Origin of the sequence: Alteromonas sp. NFXS44, from assembly GCF_040148705.1 — a bacterium.
Classification (GTDB): domain Bacteria; phylum Pseudomonadota; class Gammaproteobacteria; order Enterobacterales; family Alteromonadaceae; genus Alteromonas.
This window is the reverse complement of sequence record NZ_JAGDEA010000001.1, coordinates 439,828-460,356: the sequence shown is the minus strand read 5'-3', so window position 1 is coordinate 460,356 and position 20,529 is coordinate 439,828. Positions and strand designations below refer to the sequence as shown.

General features: G+C 46.3%; 16 protein-coding genes and 1 pseudogene. 15 read left to right on the top strand and 2 right to left on the bottom strand.

Annotated elements, in window-relative coordinates:
- Positions 1 to 20: 20 nt before the first annotated feature.
- Positions 21 to 248, top strand: coding sequence for an AbrB/MazE/SpoVT family DNA-binding domain-containing protein (locus tag J3369_RS01990; protein WP_349583195.1), 228 nt, complete (start codon positions 21 to 23; stop codon positions 246 to 248).
- A 20-nt stretch (positions 249 to 268) separates the two neighbouring features.
- On the opposite strand, the gene J3369_RS01985 is transcribed toward J3369_RS01990, so the two are convergent.
- Positions 269 to 1,024, bottom strand: a complete 756-nt coding sequence (locus J3369_RS01985; RefSeq protein ID WP_349583192.1) for a rhamnogalacturonan acetylesterase — start codon at positions 1,022 to 1,024, stop codon at positions 269 to 271.
- Positions 1,025 to 1,093: 69 nt separating this feature from the next.
- Positions 1,094 to 3,835 (bottom strand): TonB-dependent receptor, encoded by a 2,742-nt coding sequence (locus J3369_RS01980; protein ID WP_349583189.1) that lies wholly within the window; start codon positions 3,833 to 3,835, stop codon positions 1,094 to 1,096.
- A gap of 460 nt (positions 3,836 to 4,295) precedes the next feature.
- Here J3369_RS01980 and J3369_RS01975 point away from each other — a divergent pair, with 460 nt between their 5' ends.
- The 14 genes and pseudogenes from J3369_RS01975 (at position 4,296) to J3369_RS01910 (ending at position 20,454) form a co-directional block, all read left to right on the top strand.
- Positions 4,296 to 5,495 carry a glycoside hydrolase family 88/105 protein gene (locus J3369_RS01975; RefSeq protein WP_349583187.1) on the top strand — a complete coding sequence of 400 codons (1,200 nt, stop codon included), beginning with the start codon at positions 4,296 to 4,298 and terminating at the stop codon, positions 5,493 to 5,495.
- 2 nt (positions 5,496 to 5,497) lie between these two features.
- Positions 5,498 to 7,330, top strand: coding sequence for a glycoside hydrolase family 43 protein (locus tag J3369_RS01970; RefSeq protein ID WP_349583184.1), 1,833 nt, complete (start codon positions 5,498 to 5,500; stop codon positions 7,328 to 7,330).
- A gap of 2 nt (positions 7,331 to 7,332) precedes the next feature.
- The gene (locus J3369_RS01965) at positions 7,333 to 8,352 is read left to right on the top strand and encodes an alpha/beta hydrolase fold domain-containing protein (protein WP_349583181.1); all 1,020 of its coding nucleotides are present in this window, start codon (positions 7,333 to 7,335) and stop codon (positions 8,350 to 8,352) included.
- On the top strand, positions 8,352 to 9,821 hold the full coding sequence (locus J3369_RS01960) for a glycoside hydrolase family 28 protein (RefSeq protein WP_349583179.1): 1,470 nt from the start codon (positions 8,352 to 8,354) through the stop codon (positions 9,819 to 9,821). Before J3369_RS01965 ends, J3369_RS01960 begins: the two co-directional genes overlap by 1 nt.
- On the top strand, positions 9,814 to 10,938 hold the full coding sequence (locus J3369_RS01955; RefSeq protein ID WP_349583176.1) for a pectinesterase family protein: 1,125 nt from the start codon (positions 9,814 to 9,816) through the stop codon (positions 10,936 to 10,938). The genes J3369_RS01960 and J3369_RS01955 overlap by 8 nt, the downstream gene beginning before the upstream one ends.
- 147 nt (positions 10,939 to 11,085) lie before the next feature.
- Positions 11,086 to 11,370: a pyrimidine/purine nucleoside phosphorylase gene (ppnP, locus tag J3369_RS01950; protein WP_303573489.1), complete on the top strand. Its 285-nt coding sequence runs from the start codon at positions 11,086 to 11,088 to the stop codon at positions 11,368 to 11,370.
- 141 nt (positions 11,371 to 11,511) lie between these two features.
- The gene (locus J3369_RS01945) at positions 11,512 to 12,198 is read left to right on the top strand and encodes a metallophosphoesterase (protein ID WP_349583173.1); all 687 of its coding nucleotides are present in this window, start codon (positions 11,512 to 11,514) and stop codon (positions 12,196 to 12,198) included.
- Between the two features lie 52 nt (positions 12,199 to 12,250).
- Positions 12,251 to 13,126 (top strand): sulfotransferase domain-containing protein, encoded by an 876-nt coding sequence (locus tag J3369_RS01940; protein WP_349583170.1) that lies wholly within the window; start codon positions 12,251 to 12,253, stop codon positions 13,124 to 13,126.
- Complete coding sequence (locus J3369_RS01935) at positions 13,123 to 14,256, top strand: glycosyltransferase family 4 protein (protein WP_349583168.1); 1,134 nt, start codon at positions 13,123 to 13,125, stop codon at positions 14,254 to 14,256. Before J3369_RS01940 ends, J3369_RS01935 begins: the two co-directional genes overlap by 4 nt.
- Positions 14,253 to 15,332 carry a glycosyltransferase gene (locus J3369_RS01930; protein WP_349583165.1) on the top strand — a complete coding sequence of 360 codons (1,080 nt, stop codon included), beginning with the start codon at positions 14,253 to 14,255 and terminating at the stop codon, positions 15,330 to 15,332. The genes J3369_RS01935 and J3369_RS01930 overlap by 4 nt, the downstream gene beginning before the upstream one ends.
- Positions 15,333 to 15,384: 52 nt before the next feature.
- Complete coding sequence (locus tag J3369_RS01925; RefSeq protein ID WP_349583163.1) at positions 15,385 to 16,650, top strand: oligosaccharide repeat unit polymerase; 1,266 nt, start codon at positions 15,385 to 15,387, stop codon at positions 16,648 to 16,650.
- A gap of 624 nt (positions 16,651 to 17,274) precedes the next feature.
- Positions 17,275 to 17,622: pseudogene (locus J3369_RS01920) on the top strand (helix-turn-helix domain-containing protein); the annotation flags it as partial.
- A gap of 218 nt (positions 17,623 to 17,840) precedes the next feature.
- A protein-coding gene (locus tag J3369_RS01915) for an IS3 family transposase (protein ID WP_502877394.1) occupies positions 17,841 to 18,952 on the top strand; the annotation gives its coding sequence in 2 pieces (ribosomal slippage) (positions 17,841 to 18,102 and positions 18,102 to 18,952; 1,113 coding nt in all).
- A 185-nt stretch (positions 18,953 to 19,137) separates the two neighbouring features.
- On the top strand, positions 19,138 to 20,454 hold the full coding sequence (locus tag J3369_RS01910) for an integrase catalytic domain-containing protein (RefSeq protein WP_349583157.1): 1,317 nt from the start codon (positions 19,138 to 19,140) through the stop codon (positions 20,452 to 20,454).
- Positions 20,455 to 20,529: the final 75 nt, after the last annotated feature.

Below are 20,529 nucleotides of genomic sequence, written 5' to 3'. Positions count from 1 at the left end.
CGTTGTCAAAGTAACAGACCATGGATAAAGATATGTTGTACAAGATCGGCAGCAGTCAGTTTGTGCGCCTGCCTGAGGATTTCAGATTTGAAAGCATGCTGGAATTCGATATTAACGAAACCGGCAGCACGGTATCTGTTCGCCCTGCCATTCGTGCGCCTGGATTTGGGGTAAGTTCAGAAGGTGTTAACGCCGGCGTCCTCGGCCACCGTAAAGTGATGGCAGAGGAACGCCACGTTCCTTGCTGATATTCGTGCTCAGCGCACGTTTACAGCGTTTCCCGGTACACATATTTTGCCAGCGGGTGTTGCTGCGCTTTTAAATCCTTAATAAAGAACTGAGCTACCAGCGCGGCACCAAGCGTATTCAGGTGAGTGTTGTCTTCATTGCCGTCAGGGTAACGGGTGTAAAGGCCTGGCGGAATGCGCAGGAAATATCTCACGGTGGCGGCATCCCCTTCCTGTTCAAAGAAATCACAGGTGTGCTTATTCATGTCGAAGAACGCGACGTTTTCTTCCTGTGCCACTTTGCGGGCCGCATTCACATAGTCATCCAGCGTGTGCTTCAGATTGCCCTGCTCATCAAAATGACGGCGGCAAATAGAGCTGGCAATCAGCGGTGTGGCCTTTTTATCGCGGATATCTTTGATGTAACGGTGCAGATACGCCGGATAGTCTTTGTCTGCAGAGGCATAACGGGCAGGGTCACTTTTCTTCTGATCGTTATGGCCGAACTGGATCAGCACGTAATCCCCTTCTTTCATTTCAGACAACGCCTTTCCCCAGCGCCCTTCATCAATAAAGCGTTTGGTGCTGCGGCCATTCGCTGCATGATTCAGAATTTCCAGCTCAGGTGAAATAAACGCCGGTAATAACATGCCCCAGCCGCGCTCCGGGTAAGCCAGGTTTGGTTTGATGGACATGGTGGAATCGCCGATGAGGTGCAACGTCGTGCGGGTGGGATCCTGCGCTGCAGCGCTGAAAGCCGTTGCTGCGAAGAAGAGAGAAAGAATCAGCTTTTTCATGAAAAATCCTTATGTTAAACGAAAAAAGGCCATCATTACTGATGGCCCAAGGGACACACTACCACTGTGTTACATTCTGTAGCTCACGCCCAGAAAGAATTGTCGCCCGGTAGACTGACTGTTGATGATGCGCATGGCATCCGCATCGATGTACTCATCAATGGTTTCATCGGTCAGGTTAATACCTTCAAGGGAAACTTTTAAGTTCTCAGAAATCTTATAGCTGGTTGAGAAATCAACGTATGTAGTCGCATCCATAATGCGCCATTTACGCTCGTCTGTGCTGCTGAGGTTAGTGTAGAACTCACCACGGTACGCCGCCGACAGGCGGGCACTGAATACATCATCTTCCCAGTACAGCGTGAAGTTAGCTGATTCATCAGACTGACCGGTCAGCGGGCCGGTACGGTCTGCGCCGTAAGTCACTTCAGAATCAACCAGTGTCAGGTTAGCCAGCACACCAAATTTCTGCATCCACTCAGGGCCCGGCAGGAAGGTCAGCGGCTGCTGATACTGAATTTCAAAACCGCTCAGGTCGCCACCGGTACCGTTAACAGTACGGCGAACCTCAAAGGTTTCATCAATCAGGTTGTCGCGCTCTGCGCCCAGTAATGACTCAGGTAAGCCGGTTTCAGCCCAGCTCAGGAACTCTGTCTCTGAAGTCGGGAACGACTCGATATCTTTGACGAAATACGCCAGTGATAGCAATGCGCCTTCGTCGAAGTACCATTCAACAGCAAAGTCGGTGGCATCAGCACGGAACGGCTCGATGTAAGGGTTACCGTAAGACACGCGGTAGTCACCGAAAATCGACACGCTGCCGCCCGGGCTTAACGTACCCAGATTCGGACGGGACATTACTTTCGCCCAGCTTGCACGCAGAATTAACTCGTCGGTCATTTCCAGCGCCAGGTTCACAGACGGTAGTGTGTCTGTGTAATCGTGCTCAACCGTCACTTCCTCAGTACCGTTAATAATACCGGTAGATTCCAGGTTCGTTTTCACGTGACGCACACCGGCGTTACCGCGCAGTACTTTGTCACCCACTTCCGTATTGAAATCGGCCTGAGCGTAAATACCTGTGCTGTCTTCCGTTACGGCGCGGGTGTCACCCGGACGCACGTTGTAAGGCCAGCAACCGCTGTCTACAAAGTTGTTGATCTTGTCGCCGTCAGCCATAAAGAAGCTCTGGCCACCGAAAGAGACCACTTCACCGTCGGCGTCTGTGACTACGTTACTGATCCCGCAGGCGTTGCCGTCGACTGTACCGTCTGCTTCATCACGGGAAGCGAACGACGCATCTGCACGCACACCGGCAATTTCATAGCCGTATTCACGCCAGGTGATACCGCCGCTCAGCGTCACTTCATCATTCAGCAGGTAGTTCAAATCCAGACGGGCTGTGTCTGTCGACGCTTCGGCATCATAAATACGGTCACGGAATTCAGAGACTTCCCAGTTCGCCGGATTCGCCGTATCGAAGCTGTAGCCGATAGACGGGGACAGCATATCTGAGAAGTCATAGCTTACTGCTGAGCTCGCTTCTGCGTACTCCAGCATCTTACGTTCATCGTTATCGCTGAAATGCTCGTAAATAACCGTAGATTCGCGGTTATCCAGCGTCGACTGTGACGTACCGGCCAGGAAACTCATGCTCAGTTCATCAGTAAAGTGATGGTCGATGTTCACACTGAACTGGGTAAATTCAGATTCCCACTCAGCCACAAAGAACTCAGAACGCACATCAACATCAGCAATGGTCGCGGCGTACATGGTGTTGTTGCCGTCAATCTGATAGGCGGTCACGTCTGATTGCTGGACACCGGTGGCACCGGTACGTGCAAGAGAAATCGCTTCCATGAACGGCTCGTCACGGCGTGAATCAATGTTTGCATACAGGGCATCAATTGAAATCAGTGTGTCGTCAGAAGGTACAAACTGCACAGCAGCAGTTAAACCAACGCGGTCCTGATCGTGCGTTTTATCCGCAAAGCGCGGGAAGCGCGGGTGCCATGCACTGCTGACGGCAGCCACATCGGCTTCTGAGTCACAGGCTGAACACGCACCGAAGGTGTCATCTTCCCAGCGGCCCGTGTCTGAACCGGCGTTATTGACGATACGTTGCGACAATGAAGCCGAGAATAACACACCGAAGGAGTCATCTTCATTGGTCCATGACGCCAGACCGGATAAGCGCGGAGTCAGCTCGGAAGACTGGTCGTTATATGAACCCTGTGCGTTTACCGCCACAACATCTTCATTAAAATCGAAAGGACGACCGGTACGCAGAGATACCGTTGCTCCTAAGGAACCCTCATCTAATTTTGCCGAGGTAGTTTTATGCACACTTAACTGATTAAACAGTTCAGAGGCGAATACGTTAAAGTCGAAACCACGGCTGGTTCGTACACCACCGGTACCGGCAGCCAGCGACTGGGCCTGCATACCGTTTAACTGCACACGGGTGAACGTTGAGTTCAGGCCCCGTACGGTGATTTCCCGGCCTTCACCGGCTTCACGGGTAATCGCTACGCCCGGCAAACGCTGCAGCGCTTCCGCCAGGTTCTGATCAGGGAAGTCAGCAATGTCTTCTGCAAGAATGGTGTCTACGGCACCGGCTGATGACTGCTTCAGAGACAGGGCTTTCGCCAGGCTGTCTGCGTAACTGGTGGCACGAACCGAAATAACTTCGATGTCGTCATCTGCCGGTGTGGCGGGAGCTGTTTGTCCCCAGGCAGATACGGAAGTTACAATTGCGGTGGTAACGGCTAAGCTGAGTGGCGCTTTCTTAAAACCTTTGGCAAATTTCATGAGTATTCCTCACGGGTCTTTCTACGTTTTTATTTCGCTACACTTACATGTCATGTTCCGTGCAGCCCGGATCCTCTCTGCCACGTTCACAGGGTTTTACCTGTCGTGGCTATTATTTTTCCATGTAAGGCTGTGGTAGATACAGAGGCCTGCCTTACATTTGTTTTACATCCTAGATCCAATTGCTACCGGTGGCAACACTTTTTGTGTATTTTTTGTAAACAACAGTTTAACTAATACTTAAGACTAATAAAGCGCCGGATATGCCGCCGGGTAATTGGCTAGACCAATTGATTCGTATGGAGATGAAAGCCACGTGGCGCCCTGCTTATATAGATCACAGGGGATGAATGTTAACCCTTACGCACTACCTATAACAACTTGACAACATACATCTCCCCCCTCATTATGCTACCGGTAGCACGTTAAGTATTTAAATTGTTAATTTTTGGAGATCTCCATGCGTAAGTTCTTTAGTTCCGTACTGCTTATCGCGGCGGCCTGCACCGCCCCGGCCAGTGTTATGGCAGCGGATTCATCAAGTTACTTAGACAACACCCAGCCCTGGTCTGTACGTATGGCCGAATCGGAAATGGTACGCTTTCCTGAAGCGTGGATGATCGACTGGGATGAAGCGCCCCAATGGGACTATGTGCATGGTCTGAACCTGCTGGCGTTCTCCAAACTGTATGAAAAAACCGGTGATCAGAAGTATTTCACCTACATCAAAAACTACTACGACCGTTTTGTGAATGAAGACGGCACCATCAATACCTACGTCCGCAGCAAGTTTAATATCGACATGATCAACCCGGGCAAAGTGCTGTTCTTCCTGTACGACGAAACCGGTGATGAAAAATATAAACTGGCCGCCGACACCCTGCGCGACCAGCTGAACGACCATCCCCGCACCAGCGAAGGCGGTTTCTGGCACAAGAAGCGTTATCCGTCACAAATGTGGCTGGACGGCCTGTACATGGGCGCACCTTTCTATGCCGAATACATCATGCGTTACGGTAACCCTGAAGAACTTAACGATGTGTACAAGCAGTTTGAGCTGATTGAAAAACACCTGTACAGCGACAAAACCGGTCTGCCACGTCACGGCTGGGATGAGTCGCGGGATCAGAAATGGTCAGACAAAGGCACCGGCCTTTCTGCTAATCACTGGTCACGTGCATTAGGCTGGTATGCCATGGCCATTGTAGATGTACTGGAAGTTGTGCCTTCGCAGGATAAAAAACGTGAATGGCTGGTATCCCGTCTGCAGAACTTTGTAGACCAGGCCGTGAAATATCAGGATGAAACCGGCGCGTGGTATCAGGTAACGGATCTTGGCGACAAGAAAGGTAACTACCTGGAAGGTTCCGGTACTGCCATGCTGACTTACGCCATTGCCAAAGCTGTGAACATGAATGTATTGCCTGAAAGCTACATGGCGTATGCGAAAAAAGGCTTTGCCGGTATGGAAGATCAGATGATTTCTGTCGACCCGGCGAACAATGTTATCAGCCTGAACAACATTTGTGCCGTAGCCGGTCTTGGCGGTAACCCTTACCGCGATGGTTCTTTCGATTACTACCTCAGCGAACCGGTACGTGCTAACGACGCCAAAGGCGTGGGCCCGTTCATTCTGGCTGCACTGGAACTGGAAAAATAATCATGGGCATTCTGCATACTCTGAAATCTCTGCCCTGCGCACCAGCGCTGGCGGTTATGGCAGCGACTGCCGCACTGGGAGGCTGTGCAGATGCGCAGTCTTCCGCAGCAAAATCGCCGGCGGTAGCCGCAAGCAGCGCTGAAGATAACGCAAACGATCCGCGGCTGTGGATTTCAGATTTGCAGAACGGTGAATACCGTAACCCCATCCTGCATATTGATTATTCCGACCCTGACGTAGTGGCTGTTAACGGCCACTATTACATGACAGCATCGAGCTTTAACGCCGCCCCCGGCCTGCCGGTGCTGCACTCTACCGATCTGGTTAACTGGGAACTCATCAATTACGCCCTGCCCCAGCAGGTACCACTGGATGTGTTTGCCACGCCGCAGCACGGTAACGGCGTATGGGCACCGAATATCCGTTATCACGACGGCAAGTTCTGGATTTTTTACCCTGACCCCGATTTTGGTATTTACGTGACCACCGCTGCCGATCCCGCCGGTAAATGGAGCGAACCGGAATTAATTCTCGCTGGCAAAGGCCTTATCGACCCTACCCCGTTGTGGGATGACGAAGGCAAAGCCTGGTTACTGCACGGCTGGGCAAAAAGCCGCGCCGGCTTTAATAATGTGCTCAGCTTACGGGAAATGTCCGGTGATGCCTCACAGGTAAGCGACACGTATACCCATGTGGTCGATGGCAATGCCATTGACGGCTACCGCACACTGGAAGGCCCCAAATTTTATAAACGTAACGGCTACTATTACATTTTCGCCCCGGCCGGCGGCGTGGAGACCGGCTGGCAGTCGGTGTTCCGTTCTGACAACATCGCCGGCCCTTATACACCCCGAACCGTGATGGACCAGGGCGACACGCTCATTAACGGTCCCCATCAGGGTTCATGGATCCACACTAATAAAAACGAAGACTGGTTTATTCACTTTCAGTCCCGCAAGGCATACGGCCGCATTGTGCATTTGCAGCCCATGTACTGGGAAAACGACTGGCCTGTTATCGGTGAAGATAAAGACGGTGACGGTACCGGCGAACCGGTGTACCGCTGGAAAAAACCACTGACAGACATCCCTGGCGAAGTGAAACCTCAGCCCGCGACTGATGAATTCAATGACGAATTGGGCATTCAGTGGCAGTGGAATGCCAACTGGGAACGTGACTGGTACAGCATCGACAAGCAGTCCGGCGTGCTTACCTTACCGGCACAACCCAAAATCACCACCACCGGCGATAATCTCTGGTCTACACCTTCATTATTACTGCAAAAGCTGCCGGCGCTGACCTACGACGTGCGTGCTGAAATCATTCTGCAGGAAGACGGCGCACAGGCCGAAGGCGGATTGCTGCTGTTCGGTGAAGATTATGCCTGGATCGGAGTAAAACCCGTGGACGGTGAAACCCACCTGGTTTACGTGCAGTGTAAAAACGCCCGCACCGGTTGCGACGAGTCAGTACACGACTATGGCCCGGTAAATGCACTGTTCAGTGAAAATGGAACAGCAGATGACAATGCCACCGCCAGAACCATCGAACTGCGCTACGTGATGGCCGGTGATGCCACCGCCATATTCAGTTACCGCGTTAACGCAGAAGCCGCCGGAAGCGGCGCGCAGAGCGCTAATGCAACACGCTTTACGGTGGTGGGCGAACAGTTTAAAGCCAGACGCGGCCGCTGGGTCGGCGCGAAAACCGGCCTGTTCAGTGTGTCTGCGGATGCAGACGCCGCAATGACTGATGAACTGTCTGATGCACAACAAAGCGCCCCGGCATCGCTGAAGGTGAACTACTTCAGATTTCTGCCGCGACGGAGACCTTAATCATGTTACAGGCTTTCATGCCACAATCTGATGTCAGTGCACGGCTTCGCCGCCTCACAGCCGCAGCCCTGTGCGCGATTTGTGCCGCCGGCAGCGTGCCTGTGAGCGCCAAAGATTATCCCGTGGACGACAGCTACAGCATTTCCCAGCGCTTCTATGCCTATCGGGATGAACATCCTGAGCTGAAAGAGCCGGTACTCTCCTTCACTGAAGGTCAGCAGGTGTTATTCGACCGCCGTTATAAAGTGGCAGATGGCCGTGAACTGCATCTGGATGTATTTTTGCCCGCCGCCGGAAAAGCCAATGATCAGGCAATTATGTTCATTCACGGTGGCGGCTGGCGTTCAGGCAATAAAAGCCATTTCTACCCGCTGGCGAATTTACTGGCTCAGCAAGGTTATGTGGTGATCTCTCCTGAGTACCGGTTATCCATGGAAGCGCAATACCCTGCCGGGCTTGAAGACATCAACGACGCACTGGCGTTTGCAAAAGAGCATGCTGCTGCCTGGGGATTCAACCCGACCAGAATTGCCCTGGGCGGCGGCTCTTCCGGCGGTCATATGGCCGCACTGGTTGGTAATACCGCCAACACCACCCTGTTTAAGGGTGAACATTCAGCAGACGCCGTGCGCGTAAACGCTGTCGTCGACCTTGACGGCGTGCTGGATTTCACCCACCCCTTAGCCCTTGCCAGTGAAAACAAGCGCAAAGATAAATCCGCTGCCGGCATGTGGTTCGGCGGCGCGTATGAAACGCTGCCTGAACGCTGGGCAGAGGCATCCACCGCCAAACATATCGATGCAGACTCGCCGCCCATGCTTATCATCAGCAGCGGCCAGATGCGCTTTACCGCCGGCAAAGACGAAGTGCTCGACAAACTCAGCAGCCACGGCATTGCCAGCAAGTATTATCAGTACGACAACAATATCCACACATTCTGGCTGTTTGAACCGTATCTCACAGAAACCGCAGAGCGGATCCACGCCTTCTTAAGCCAGATAGCATCCGGAGTTAATCAATAATGGGTTTTCAAGCATCCCGACGCAACTTACTTAAATTAACCGGCAGCAGTGCCGCCACCGCAGGTTTCCTGGGGTTATCAGGCTGCAGCAGTGTTACGCAAACTTTCACGCAACCTGTGGCCACCGGCGATTTCGACTGGAACGATGATGCCCGCCGCATCCGTCAGCGTATCCGTGCACCAGAATTTCCGCCGCTGCATGTCAGCATTACTGAATACGGCGCAAAGCCAGCCAGTGAAAGCAGCAGTCAGGCAGATGCCACACAGGCTATCCGCGATGCCATCAGCGATGTAGCTGCGCAAGGCGGCGGTACCGTTGAAGTGCCGGCAGGCGAATTCTATACCGGCCCCGTGCATTTAAAATCCAATATCAATTTTTATCTTGCCAAAGGCGCGGTACTGCATTTCATTCCCGAGCCTGAGCTTTACAAGCCTTATGTGTTCACCCGCTGGGAAGGCACTGAACTGATGGGCTATTCCCCGCTGATTTACGCCTTTGAAGAAACCAACGTGGCGATTACCGGTGAAGGGACACTGGAAGGCGGCGGCAGCCCGGAAAACTGGTGGCCGTGGAAAGGTAAATGGAAAGAAGCCAAATGGGGCGATCATCCCGTGGCAAACCAGAAATACACCCGCGATGTGCTGCGTCAGATGGCCGAAGACGGTGTGCCGGTGGCAGAGCGTGTGTTTGAAGAAAACTATCTGCGCCCGCCTTTCATTCAGCCTTACCGCTGTAAGAACGTGCTGATTTCCGGCGTGACTATCCGTAACTCCCCGTTCTGGCTGGTTAACCCGGTACTGTGTACCAATGTGACTCTGCGGGATATATACTGTCACAGCTATGGCCCCAATTCTGACGGCTGCGATCCGGAAAGCTGTACCGATGTACTTATCGAGAACTGTACATTCGATACAGGGGATGATTGTATTGCCATTAAATCGGGCCGTAATGCTGATGGCCGCCGTGTGGCACAGCCCTGTGAAAACATCCTCATTAACGACTGCACCATGAAAGCCGGTCATGGCGGTGTGGTAATTGGCAGTGAAATTTCTGGCGGCGTGCGTAACCTGTATGCACAGAACTGTGAAATGAGCAGTCCGGATCTCGACCGTGCCGTACGCATTAAAACCAACTCTATCCGTGGCGGACACCTGCAGAACCTGAACTACCGTCAGTTTCGTGTGGGCCAGGTAAAAGATGCGGTAGTCATTAACTTCTTCTATGAAGAAGGCGATGTGGGTGAGTTCACGCCCAAGCTGGAAGATATCACCATCGAGAACCTGTATGTGCAACATGCCGAACGGGCTTTTGTGTTGCGCGGGTACGATCACACACCCATTACCGGCGTGTCGCTGAAAAATCTGATATTCACGAAGGTTGATAAAAAATCCATAATTGAGAATATAGATAATATCTCTCAGCAAAATATCCGTGTGAACGGAAAAACCGTGGAACTCCCTGATGTCTAGAATATGTTGTTTGTTGTTGGTCGTACTGTTAGCAGGATGCAGCAGCGAGAAGCCGGAACGCTTTTTACCTGAATCTGTCACTGCTGATGCCATTGTGGCCAGTACCGCCATCGACGAAACACATTATTCATCCATTCAGGAAGCCGTTAACGCCGCCCCGCAGGAGGGCGGCTGGACCATCGGCGTTGCGCCCGGGGAATACTACGAGCGCGTGGTGATAGATAAGCCCGGCATCACCCTTATCGGTGCCGGTATGGATCAGACCAAAATTGTATTCGACCGCTACGCCGGCAAAGCCGTTACCCGCGGCAGTGAAGAACACTGGGGCACCTCACGCAGTGCCACTGTGGAAATTACCCGCCCCGGCGTACACATTGCCAACCTCACTATCGAAAACGGCTTCGACTTTTTAACTGAAGATGCCAGAGAAAGCAGCGACCCGGCCAGAGTGTCCGGTATGCAGGCAGTGGCCCTTAAAATTTCAGAATACACCGACAAAACCTTTATCAAGAACGTTGCCCTGCTCGGCTATCAGGACACCCTTTACGTGCGTGGCGGACGCAGTTACTTCAAAGGCGGCGAGATCAGGGGCAATGTGGATTTCATTTTCGGTGACGGCAATGCCTATTTCGATAACGTCAGTATCTATTCCCGCCCCAGAGGGAAAGACATGGACATCACCGGCTACATCACCGCCCCCAGCACGCTGATTTCAGATACCTTCGGCCTGACCTTCGTAAACTGCAAACTGCTGCGTGAAGAAGGCGTACCGGACAACTCCGTGCCACTGGGCAGACCCTGGCATCCCACCACTACCTTTGACGATGGCCGCTATGCCAACCCCTTCGCCATCGGTAAAGCCGTGTTTATCAACACCTGGATGGACGCCCACATCACCACAACCGGCTGGGCCTCCATGGGCGGTTCAACCAAAGAAGGCGGCAGAAAAGAATTCGACCCTATCAACGATGCCCGCTTTGCAGAATATGGCAGCAGCGGCCCGGGCTACGCGATTAACGAACAACGCCCCCAGCTTGGCGTAGAAAAAATGGATATTTATAAGCGGTTTAATATTTTGAATGGTTGGGAGCCTGAACTTACCACTACGCCAAAGTAATCCACCTCAACAAACAAGCACCGCTGAGCAATTAGTGCTTAGCGGTCTATCTCATGCCATTTCTGTTAGTTGAAAAACAAAATGGCGGTAGAAGAAACCCTTTCCTTACGGCACACTGTGTGACCCTAATTTTTATCAGGAACACTCATGTCATTAAGCGTAAACAGTTATTTCGACGACAACGTAAAATCCATCGCCTTTGAATCTGCAAACGGCCCGTGCACCTCAGGTGTTATGCTGCCAGGCGAATACGTTTTCAGCACCTCTAAAGATGAGCTGATGAAAGTGGTTGAAGGTGAGCTGATTGTGAAACTGCCTGGTTCAGACGAATTCCAGTCTTATAAAACAGGCACAGAGTTTAACGTCGCAGCGAATCAGTCTTTTGATGTAAAAGTGGAAGTGACCACGGCTTATCTTTGTTTCTATAGCTAAAAATGTATATTTAAGGCGTAACGCCCGTTACGCCTATACTCAATTCTCTCTGCACATACCCGACCTTCAAAGTTATTCTTTGAAACCACGGCTCGAAAAACATACACTATGCCTAATAAGGAAGTTAGCGTAGTCAGTTCAATGCAAGTCAAAACAAACGTCATTAGCAAAGTACGCCTGCATAAACACATTACTATCGAGGATGATAAACGTGTGTTCGTGGTAGGCGATCTTGATGGCAATTTCACAAAGCTGAAATCAGAATTAGATAAAGTTGATTTCGACCCGCAAGACGATGTATTAATAAGCTTAGGCGATATCATTGATCGCGGAGAAGACAGCGCAAGACTCGTCGAATATATGCAGGAAATTAACGCCCATGCTGTGCTAGGCAATCATGAACACATGATGCTGGAAGCATTAATGGGCAGGGACAGTTACGCGATGCGCCTTTGGGTGCAAAATGGTGGCAGGTGGCATCAGACAGCGGACTTTCAAACGCTGGTAAGTATGTGCAAATGGTTCCTGCAACAACAGATCGCAATTACTGTTGATTATCAAGGAAAAAAGATCGGCATTTCTCATACCCTCCCCCCGACCTGGAATTGGGAGCACATGCCACAAAACATCGAAGCTTGCGTATTTCCGCTTATGTGGGACAGAGAACGGTTTAACAAGAAACTAAATAGAGTGAATCACGGCGTGGACTATTCAATTCATGGGCACAATTCTACGCCTGAACCGATTTGGATTGGTAATTCTCTGCATATAGATACTGCCTATTTTGATAGGCCTACTCTAAAACGACTACATCCTAATGATATCTAATATATTTAAACGGAAATTTAAAATTCAAAACATCTTGATTTAGGAATAAAAAGTGGAAAGAAATTTATTACCCAATTTACTTCTTGCTGGAGCACCGAAATGTGGTACGACATCTGTTTACGACTGGCTGGTAAAACATCCCGATATTAGCGGTGCTGTCGATAAAGAACTGTTTTATTTGATCGATAAAAGTGATTGGAAGTACTCCGAGAAAAGTAATTGGGGAAGTCATGGTAAAGTTGGCTACTCCAAATATTTTAAAGAAGACAATCAAATCATGGTCGATGGGACGACCTTAACTATATACCAAGAATCTGCACTTGAATTTGCAAAAGAGTTAAAACCGAAAGTACTATTCTTCATAAGAGAGCCTTCGAGCCGAATTTTTTCTACTTTCAAATATTTTAGAGACACTAGAACAGTTTTGCCTAAGAACATGTCTTTCTCAGAATTTTTAAAAAGGGTTGATTCCGGCGATGATTTTAGGGGTAACAACCAACTTTCCAAAGTGATTGAGCAATCAAGATATTACTTGTATCTGAATAAGTGGAAAGACGTCTTAGGAGAGCAAAATATTAGAACCTATGATTTTAGCGACTTTAAAGAGCAGAAAGTGGCTCTTATGCGTGATATAGCTGAGTGGTTAAATATTGACGGTGACTTTTATTCAAATTTCGACTTCACACACAAAAATGAAACATCCATAGCTAAATTTAGAGGCCTAAATAGAGTTAAAGAAAAGATTGCTGTGAAAGTAAAGAACAAGAAGATAAAGGAAGTAATAAAGCCAATATATGAGAAGCTAAATAAGGCTAAACCTGATAATTCACTTTCAGGAGACGATCTTGCGGCAAAAAATAAACTTGAAAAAGCATTAGAAAGCGATTACCAAGAATCATTAAAATTAGCAAAGATTATAAGTAAATGAAGATTTTAGCTATAGAGCGATCCGGCTTGTTCTACGGGAGCGCTATAAACTTAAACAATTGGATAAAAAAGTATATTTCAGAAGATCAGGCTCATATAGATGTTTTGCTCGGTGAAAATGGTGAAATATCCAAAGAATTAGAAGGATCGGGCGCAAAAGTAATAATTAGCCCAATTCCTGAAAAAGCTAACAAGTATGGTAAAAAAAGTATAAAAGGAATAAATGTCTTTATAAACTTTCTATATCTACTAGTTTATAACTTTAAAACTTATACTAGAACAAAGAAAGAATATGATTATATAGTTTTTAATAATTATAGAACATCAATTTATTATTTACCTTTATTATGTCTATATAGACTATTTAGCAATTCAAAAATAATACTCAGGTTGCAAATAAGCCAGACACCAATCAAGCTACTATTAAGAATGGTCCATAGTTTAGTACATGAAGTTATAATTCATGGAACTGAGGGCTATTCAAAAAGAGAATTTCCAAAATATATATATGATTCAAAGAAAGTTGTTTGCATACCAAACCCAGTAAACACAGATAAATTTATAAGAAATGAGAAAGTTGGAAACACATTAAGAGAGAAACTTGGAATAAAATCAGACGCTTTTGTTGTCCTTTCAGTTTGCTACATAGAGCCTAGAAAGGGAGTATTACAGTTAGTAAGAGTATTTAAAAAAGCGAACCTTGATAATTCGGTACTAGTACATGTTGGTGATCATGGATCACACGAAGATTATTATAAAGAAATTTTGTCATTAAAAACTGAAAATACTATTTTTTTGGGTAAACGTAATGACGTCTCTGATCTTTATTCAATAGCAGATCTTTTTGTATTAAATTCTGAATATGAAGGAATGCCTTACGTGATAGTAGAAGCGATGTCATCTTCTCTTCCTATTCTCTCTACCTTTGCAGGTTCGAATGAAGAAGTTGTTACTGCTAGAAACGGTAAATTAATCGAATATAATAATAACGAATTACTTGAAAAAGAACTCAAATACTTCAGGGATAATAAAAATATAGCTTCCGAAATGGGGCAAGCATCGAGAATAAGAGTTATCGAAGAGTACTCAGAGAAAAAGTATTTCCAAAGCTTATCGGAAATATTTAAATGAAGATAATACATCTGTGTGAATCAATCACTGGAGGTATAGCAACATACTTAAATGAATTAATTCCAGTACAACTTGAAAAGTATGGAAAGGAGAACATTAAAGTTGTAGTTTCGGAAGAACAAATGTCAGAGATCTGTTTCGAGAAAAGTAATATAAGTACGTTTGGAACTATAAATAGAAATTCGCTAGTAAAACAAGTCTCAATGTTAATTTCTTATATAAGATTAGTAAGAAAATTCAATCCAAATGTAATCCATCTGCATAGCACTTTCTCCGGCTTTTGGTTTAGACTTTATCTATTATTAACTATGCAAAAAAAATATACTGTCATTTACTGTAGCCATGGCTGGGCATTTGACCGTGAAACTAGCTTGTTTAATAAGCAGATAATTAAGGTCATAGAACGAGCGTTACAAATAGTCACCACTAAAATCGTGTGCATAAGTGAAAATGATTATAAAACAGCGTTGAATCACGGATTAAATCCAGAGAAACTCAAAATTATAAAAAACTCTGTAACAAAATTTCAGATAAATAAATCGATATCACCTAAATTACCCGGTCATACGAGAAATTTTTTATTCGTAGGTAGATTCGACAAACAAAAAGGCTTTGACTTAATTACAAGTGCACTCAAGCGATGTAATAAAAACGATATAAACGTATACTGCATCGGCGATTTCGTAGTTTCAAAAAACACTAAAGATGATTTAGTTGATGACAGATTAACGTTTTTAGGTTGGAGAACTAAAGAGGAAGTTCTTTCTTACATGTCTGTATGTGACGTCCTTTTAGTGCCGTCAAGATGGGAAGGATTCGGTTTAGTAGCGATAGAAAGCTTACTAGCAAACTGTCCAGTCTTTCATTCCGGTGCAGGTGGTCTTGCAGAACATCATCGCGACACGTCCTTCTACAGAAAAATTACGAGTCCTGTAGACGTTGGTTTGCTAGAGATTTTTCAACAAGTATCAAAAGACGAATTAACTCACGCTAAGGCCGACCTTGAAAGAGACTATAATTATGACTATTCAGTCAAGCAACTGGCGATCGACTTAGACAAATTATATAGGTGTTAAGATGTATCTTCTCTCAATTCTTCTATGGGCGATATATACAGGTATTTTAGGATTGAGCCTACTGGAATCCTACAAGAAAAAAAAGCATGCTTCCACATTCTTTTTCTTTTTCTCAATTTACTTTTTGTCTTTAAGGCCATTACTTATTTTCTTTGGTCTTGATGTAATCATACCTTCATATGAATTCATGTATGATTTTTATCCTGATATAGCAAAAGCTCATCTTATAATATTAGTATGGGTAGTATTAATTGTTGTTTTTAGTAAATTTTCAGAACCTAAAAATGAAGCAATTAGGAACACTTATAAGATAGAAATTATAAATCTAAATCTTCTAATAATACTAACAACATTAATATCATTAATGGGCGCAATTTTCACATCTTACTTTATTATTAAATTTGGTAGCTTGAGCGAGTTTTTATACCAAGTAAAAATTGAGAAAGCTATGCAGGGAATGTATATTTTTCGAGAAGTAAGCAGCTGGGCTTTAATTCTCTCAGGCTTGATATTTCTATATGCGAAACTATCAAGAAACTATTTTAAGACTACAATCGCTTTAGGATTAATTGTCATTAATTCTGCATTTATATTCTCTTGGGGTAACCGTACGACAATCGGATTTTTTCTGTTCATGCTCGGTCTATTCTACTTTACTACTTTTATAAAGTTCAAATTTACGAAAGTAATACTTTCGGTGGTAATTTTAGTCGTCGTAGCAAATGGTTTAAGGTTCGTAAGAGAGGATCTGCATTCTGAAGCTATTAATCATGAAGTAAACTCCTTAGAGAATATGGGAGCGGTTACAGCTCTTTCTTTGTCCATGCACTTATCAGAATATGATGGATTGGTTTTAGCTAGCAGAGACGTTGGAAAGCGTTTCGATTACCGCTACGGAGAAGATTTTGCCAATGGATTTTTCGCGTGGATACCACGCTTTCTTTGGCCGGATAAACCACAAACACACAACACGGGACTTTGGTTCAGACAAGTGTATGAAAGTGAAAAACGCAACGGGTGGCCAATTACTGCTGTGGGCGATTTTTATGTAAATGGTTCTTGGTTCCTTGTTATCTTTGGCGCCATACTTAATGCGTTTCTACTCGCAATTTTGAACAAATTGTCGCATAAATCACTTATTAGAGATTATCTAATTATCACTTTTTCTGTTTTCGTGCTAGGACAAGGTATTGATACAGGTTTTATCCAAACAATATTTTTAAAATTTATACCTGTAGTCCTTGTAGTGTTAGCATTAAAAATTCAGCTTAGTGATACTAAGCATATTTTAGATAGTGCCAAAATTGAACAAAAGTAATTGCGGATTCTAAAGTGACGAGCTTGATTTTACATTTAGTCAGAATTCCACGACATTGCGTTATGCATTTATGAATACACTATTCTTGGAACAATGCCATTGTAATCGTCCTCTAATTAGTTTCATCTACTATTAAAGGTTTAGGCGTGTTTTTCTTACTGAAATACTGCAAATGTGACAGTTCATTCAGCGCATCGTGGGGGTGTCTTTCGTTATATTCCATGATCCATGGTTTCGGACAGTCTACGTACTTAATTCAATGTTTCGAAAATATACATATTGAGTATTTCTATGACCTTTCCTCCAAAAATAACACCGTACTTAGCTATGCAGTTTTTGTAACTTGCAACTGAAATCTGGTGCACTCGTCGACTTCTTTGATAAGTCAGCCTGATTCAACTGCATTTACGAGCTATAATTCTTTGAAGTGGGACTTTTATAAGCAGCTCTCCATTCTTATCTCAATCTATATCAAGGAACTCTAAATAAAAATGCAACTATTTCAGGGTAGATGTTCAAATAGAATCGACACAATTTTAAGAATATAGAAAGGAACTATAGAGCGACAATTAACTTGAACGGTTGTTCTGTTAAGGTTCGACACGACAATTCGAGGAGAATGGCGTGTCGGGAACTCACATCACAGAAAAACAAGTCAGGTTATATATGAAGTTTCGAAAGGATTTCACGCAGGAAGTTGCCGCCAGCAAAGCGAACATTTCTATCAGTTCCGCCAGACGCATAGAGAACGGCCGTCACCAACCTAAAAAAGCTCACCGCCATTGGCGCACCCGACCCGATCCCCTGGAGGCAATCTGGGAGAATATTGTTGTCCCCCTTCTGGAGCAGGATCATTTAATTACGCCTGTGGGCGTATTTGATTATTTGTGCGAGTCGCATAGCGACCAGTTTCCCACCTCAGCGCGACGCACACTTGAGCGCAGAATTAAGAAGTGGCGACAATTACACGGCGGTGCCGCATTGACTCACTAAAAATCAAACCTAGCAAGTCCGGTTGCCTCATCTAAAATCAAACTCTATGGGAATGATATTAGGTGATTTATGACGACTACTATGAGTCTTGCCGCTCGCCGGGAAATGTTATTAAGCATTTGTAAACCTCCCCTAAAATAGCGGCATACCTTTTTAGAGTTCTTCGGCGTAAACTGATCCAATAAGGAGAACTCCTGATGAAAAAGTCCCGTTACACAGAGTCACAGATCGTAAAGATCTTAAAGGAAGTGGAAGCTGGCAGACTGGTTAAAGAGGTCTGCCGTGAGTACGGTATTTCAGATACAACCTACTACAATTGGAAAGCCAAATATGGTGGTATGGAAGCGTCTGATATTAAAAGGCTGAAAGATCTCGAGGACGAAAATCGACGACTCAAAGCGATGTTCGCTGACTTAAGTCTGGAACACCGAATTCTGAAAGATATCGTCGAAAAAAAGCTGTAAAGCCAGCGATAAGACGTGAGCTTGTTAATTATGCGCGAGAGCAGCATGGTGCCAGTTTACGTCTTGCAAGTCGCGCTGTTGGCATCAGTGATTCAGTCTACCGATATCAACCTGATCAATCGCGGGATGATAAGGTCATCGCCAAACTGATAGAAGCCGCTGAGCGTTATCCTGCTTACGGATTCAGCAAGTTGTACAAAATCCTGCGTCGTTGGGGCCATGGCTGGAATCATAAGCGTGTTCACCGGATTTACTGCGAGCTCAAGCTGAACAAACGACGCCGTGGAAAGCGCCGGCTGCCAGCGAGAAACCCGGAGCCACTGGCCGTGCCGGCTCAGGCTAATCATTGCTGGTCAATGGATTTTATGTGCGACAGCCTGCAATGCGGCAGACGCTTCAGAACGTTCAATCTGGTAGACGATTTCAACCGTGAAGCACTGGATATCGAGATTGACCTGAATCTGCCATCGCAGCGTGTAGTCAGAGTATTGGAGCGCGTCGTCGCCTGGCGGGGTTACCCCAGTAAACTTCGCATGGACAACGGGCCGGAATTTATCTCAGTCACGCTGGCAAGTTGGGCTGAAGAGCATGGTATTGCACTGGAATTTATTAAACCCAGAAAGCCTACGCAGAATTCTTTTATCGAGAGATTCAACCGCACTTACAGGACAGAAATACTCAACATGTATGTCTTCAAAACATTGAATGAAGTACGTGAACTGACCGAAAACTGGATGACGGAATATAACGAAGAACGCCCCCATGATGCACTGAATGATCTGACCCCATGGGAATATTTAAGCAAACATGAACAGGCTGAAACCTCTAATTATGGATGTAACTAATTAGGGGAGGTTTACACATTCGGCAACGCTACTTATCAGCAAAACGCCCAGAAAAAACGAAGATCCTCGATGGTTTCGTGGCGGCAACCGGTTACGACAGAAAATACGCGCTCGTTTTGCTGTGCAAAAAGAGTTCACTAATCGATACAGTCTCGTTGAAACCTAAGACTCGACCCGGGGCGCAAGTGTATGATGACCAGTTTCGCCACGTACTCATTAAAGTCTGGAATGCAGCGAATCAAGTCTGTTCAAAACGATTTGTTCCTTTCATACCTGATCTGGTCGCAGCCATGGAGCGGCACGGCCACTTGCGAATATCAGAGGACATAAGAAAGAAGCTGATGGCAGTGAGCGCTGCAACGGTAGATCGAATACTTCAACCTGAACGTTCCCGGCAAGTACAGGGATTAAGCCAAACAAAGGCTGGAGCGCTTTTAAAGAGTAAGATTCAGGTACGAACCTTTGCCGACTGGAATGACGTGGCCCCCGGCTTTTACGAAGTTGATTTAGTTGCCCACTGTGGAGATGATGCAAATGGCACGTTTCTTAACTCGCTAGTGATGGTGGACGTAAGCACCGGTTGGCTTGAATGCATGCCGTTGTTACGAAAAAGTGCAGCGGATGTCATCAACGGCGTTAGCGTTGCCCGCTCTCTCATGCCGTTTCCACTGTTGGGACTCGATACAGACGGCGGCTCAGAATTTATTAATTACGAAGTCTTGGATTACTGTGAAACAAACAAAATCACATTTACTCGTTCGCGAGCTTATAAAAAGAATGATCAAGCATTTGTCGAAGAGAAAAACGGCTCTGTTGTTCGGCGCTTAGTTGGTTACGACCGTTTCGAAGGCCCTAATGCGTGGGCAGCTCTCGCTAAGTTCTATAGTGTTTTACGGAAATACGTAAACTTCTTTCAGCCATCCGTGAAGCTACTTAAAAAAACACGGACCGGTGCCAAAGTAGTGAAACAATATGACAAAGCATTGACCCCTTACCAACGTATTTTAAATAGCCCGCATATACAGCAAAGTATCAAAGATGATTTGACCGCAACTTACTTACAACTAGACTCGGTGACCTTAATGTCTGAGTTAAAAGTGTTGCAAAACAACCTAATGGCCTTTGCCTGGAACATTAACGGCTCCTCCAAAGCCGAGCAGCATGCTGATAAACCGGCTGAACCTGCTCAGAGTCAAACAACACCCACAGCGTCAGAAGCTCTAGACTACTTTCGTTTTGAAAAGCCAAAAGACAAACGGAGTCTTCCGCGAACGTGGCGAACCCGTAAAGATCCGTTTGGACACGCTTGGGATGATATAAAATTTAAACTTCAATTGGAGCCTCACTGCACAGCTCCTGAAATGATTAAATGGCTCTCTGTTCGTTACCCCGGCCAACATGATATGGGCCAAGTGCGGACCCTGCAAAGACGTATTTCAGCGTTGCGTTTACGCGACCAGACTTATCAGGCTAAACTAACCCAATTAATGCAAACGGAATGATTTTAGACTGAAATACCGAACTATTGGCAAAGTGTTATTTTTTAGTGAGGCAATACGGACCGGTCAAGATAGTTG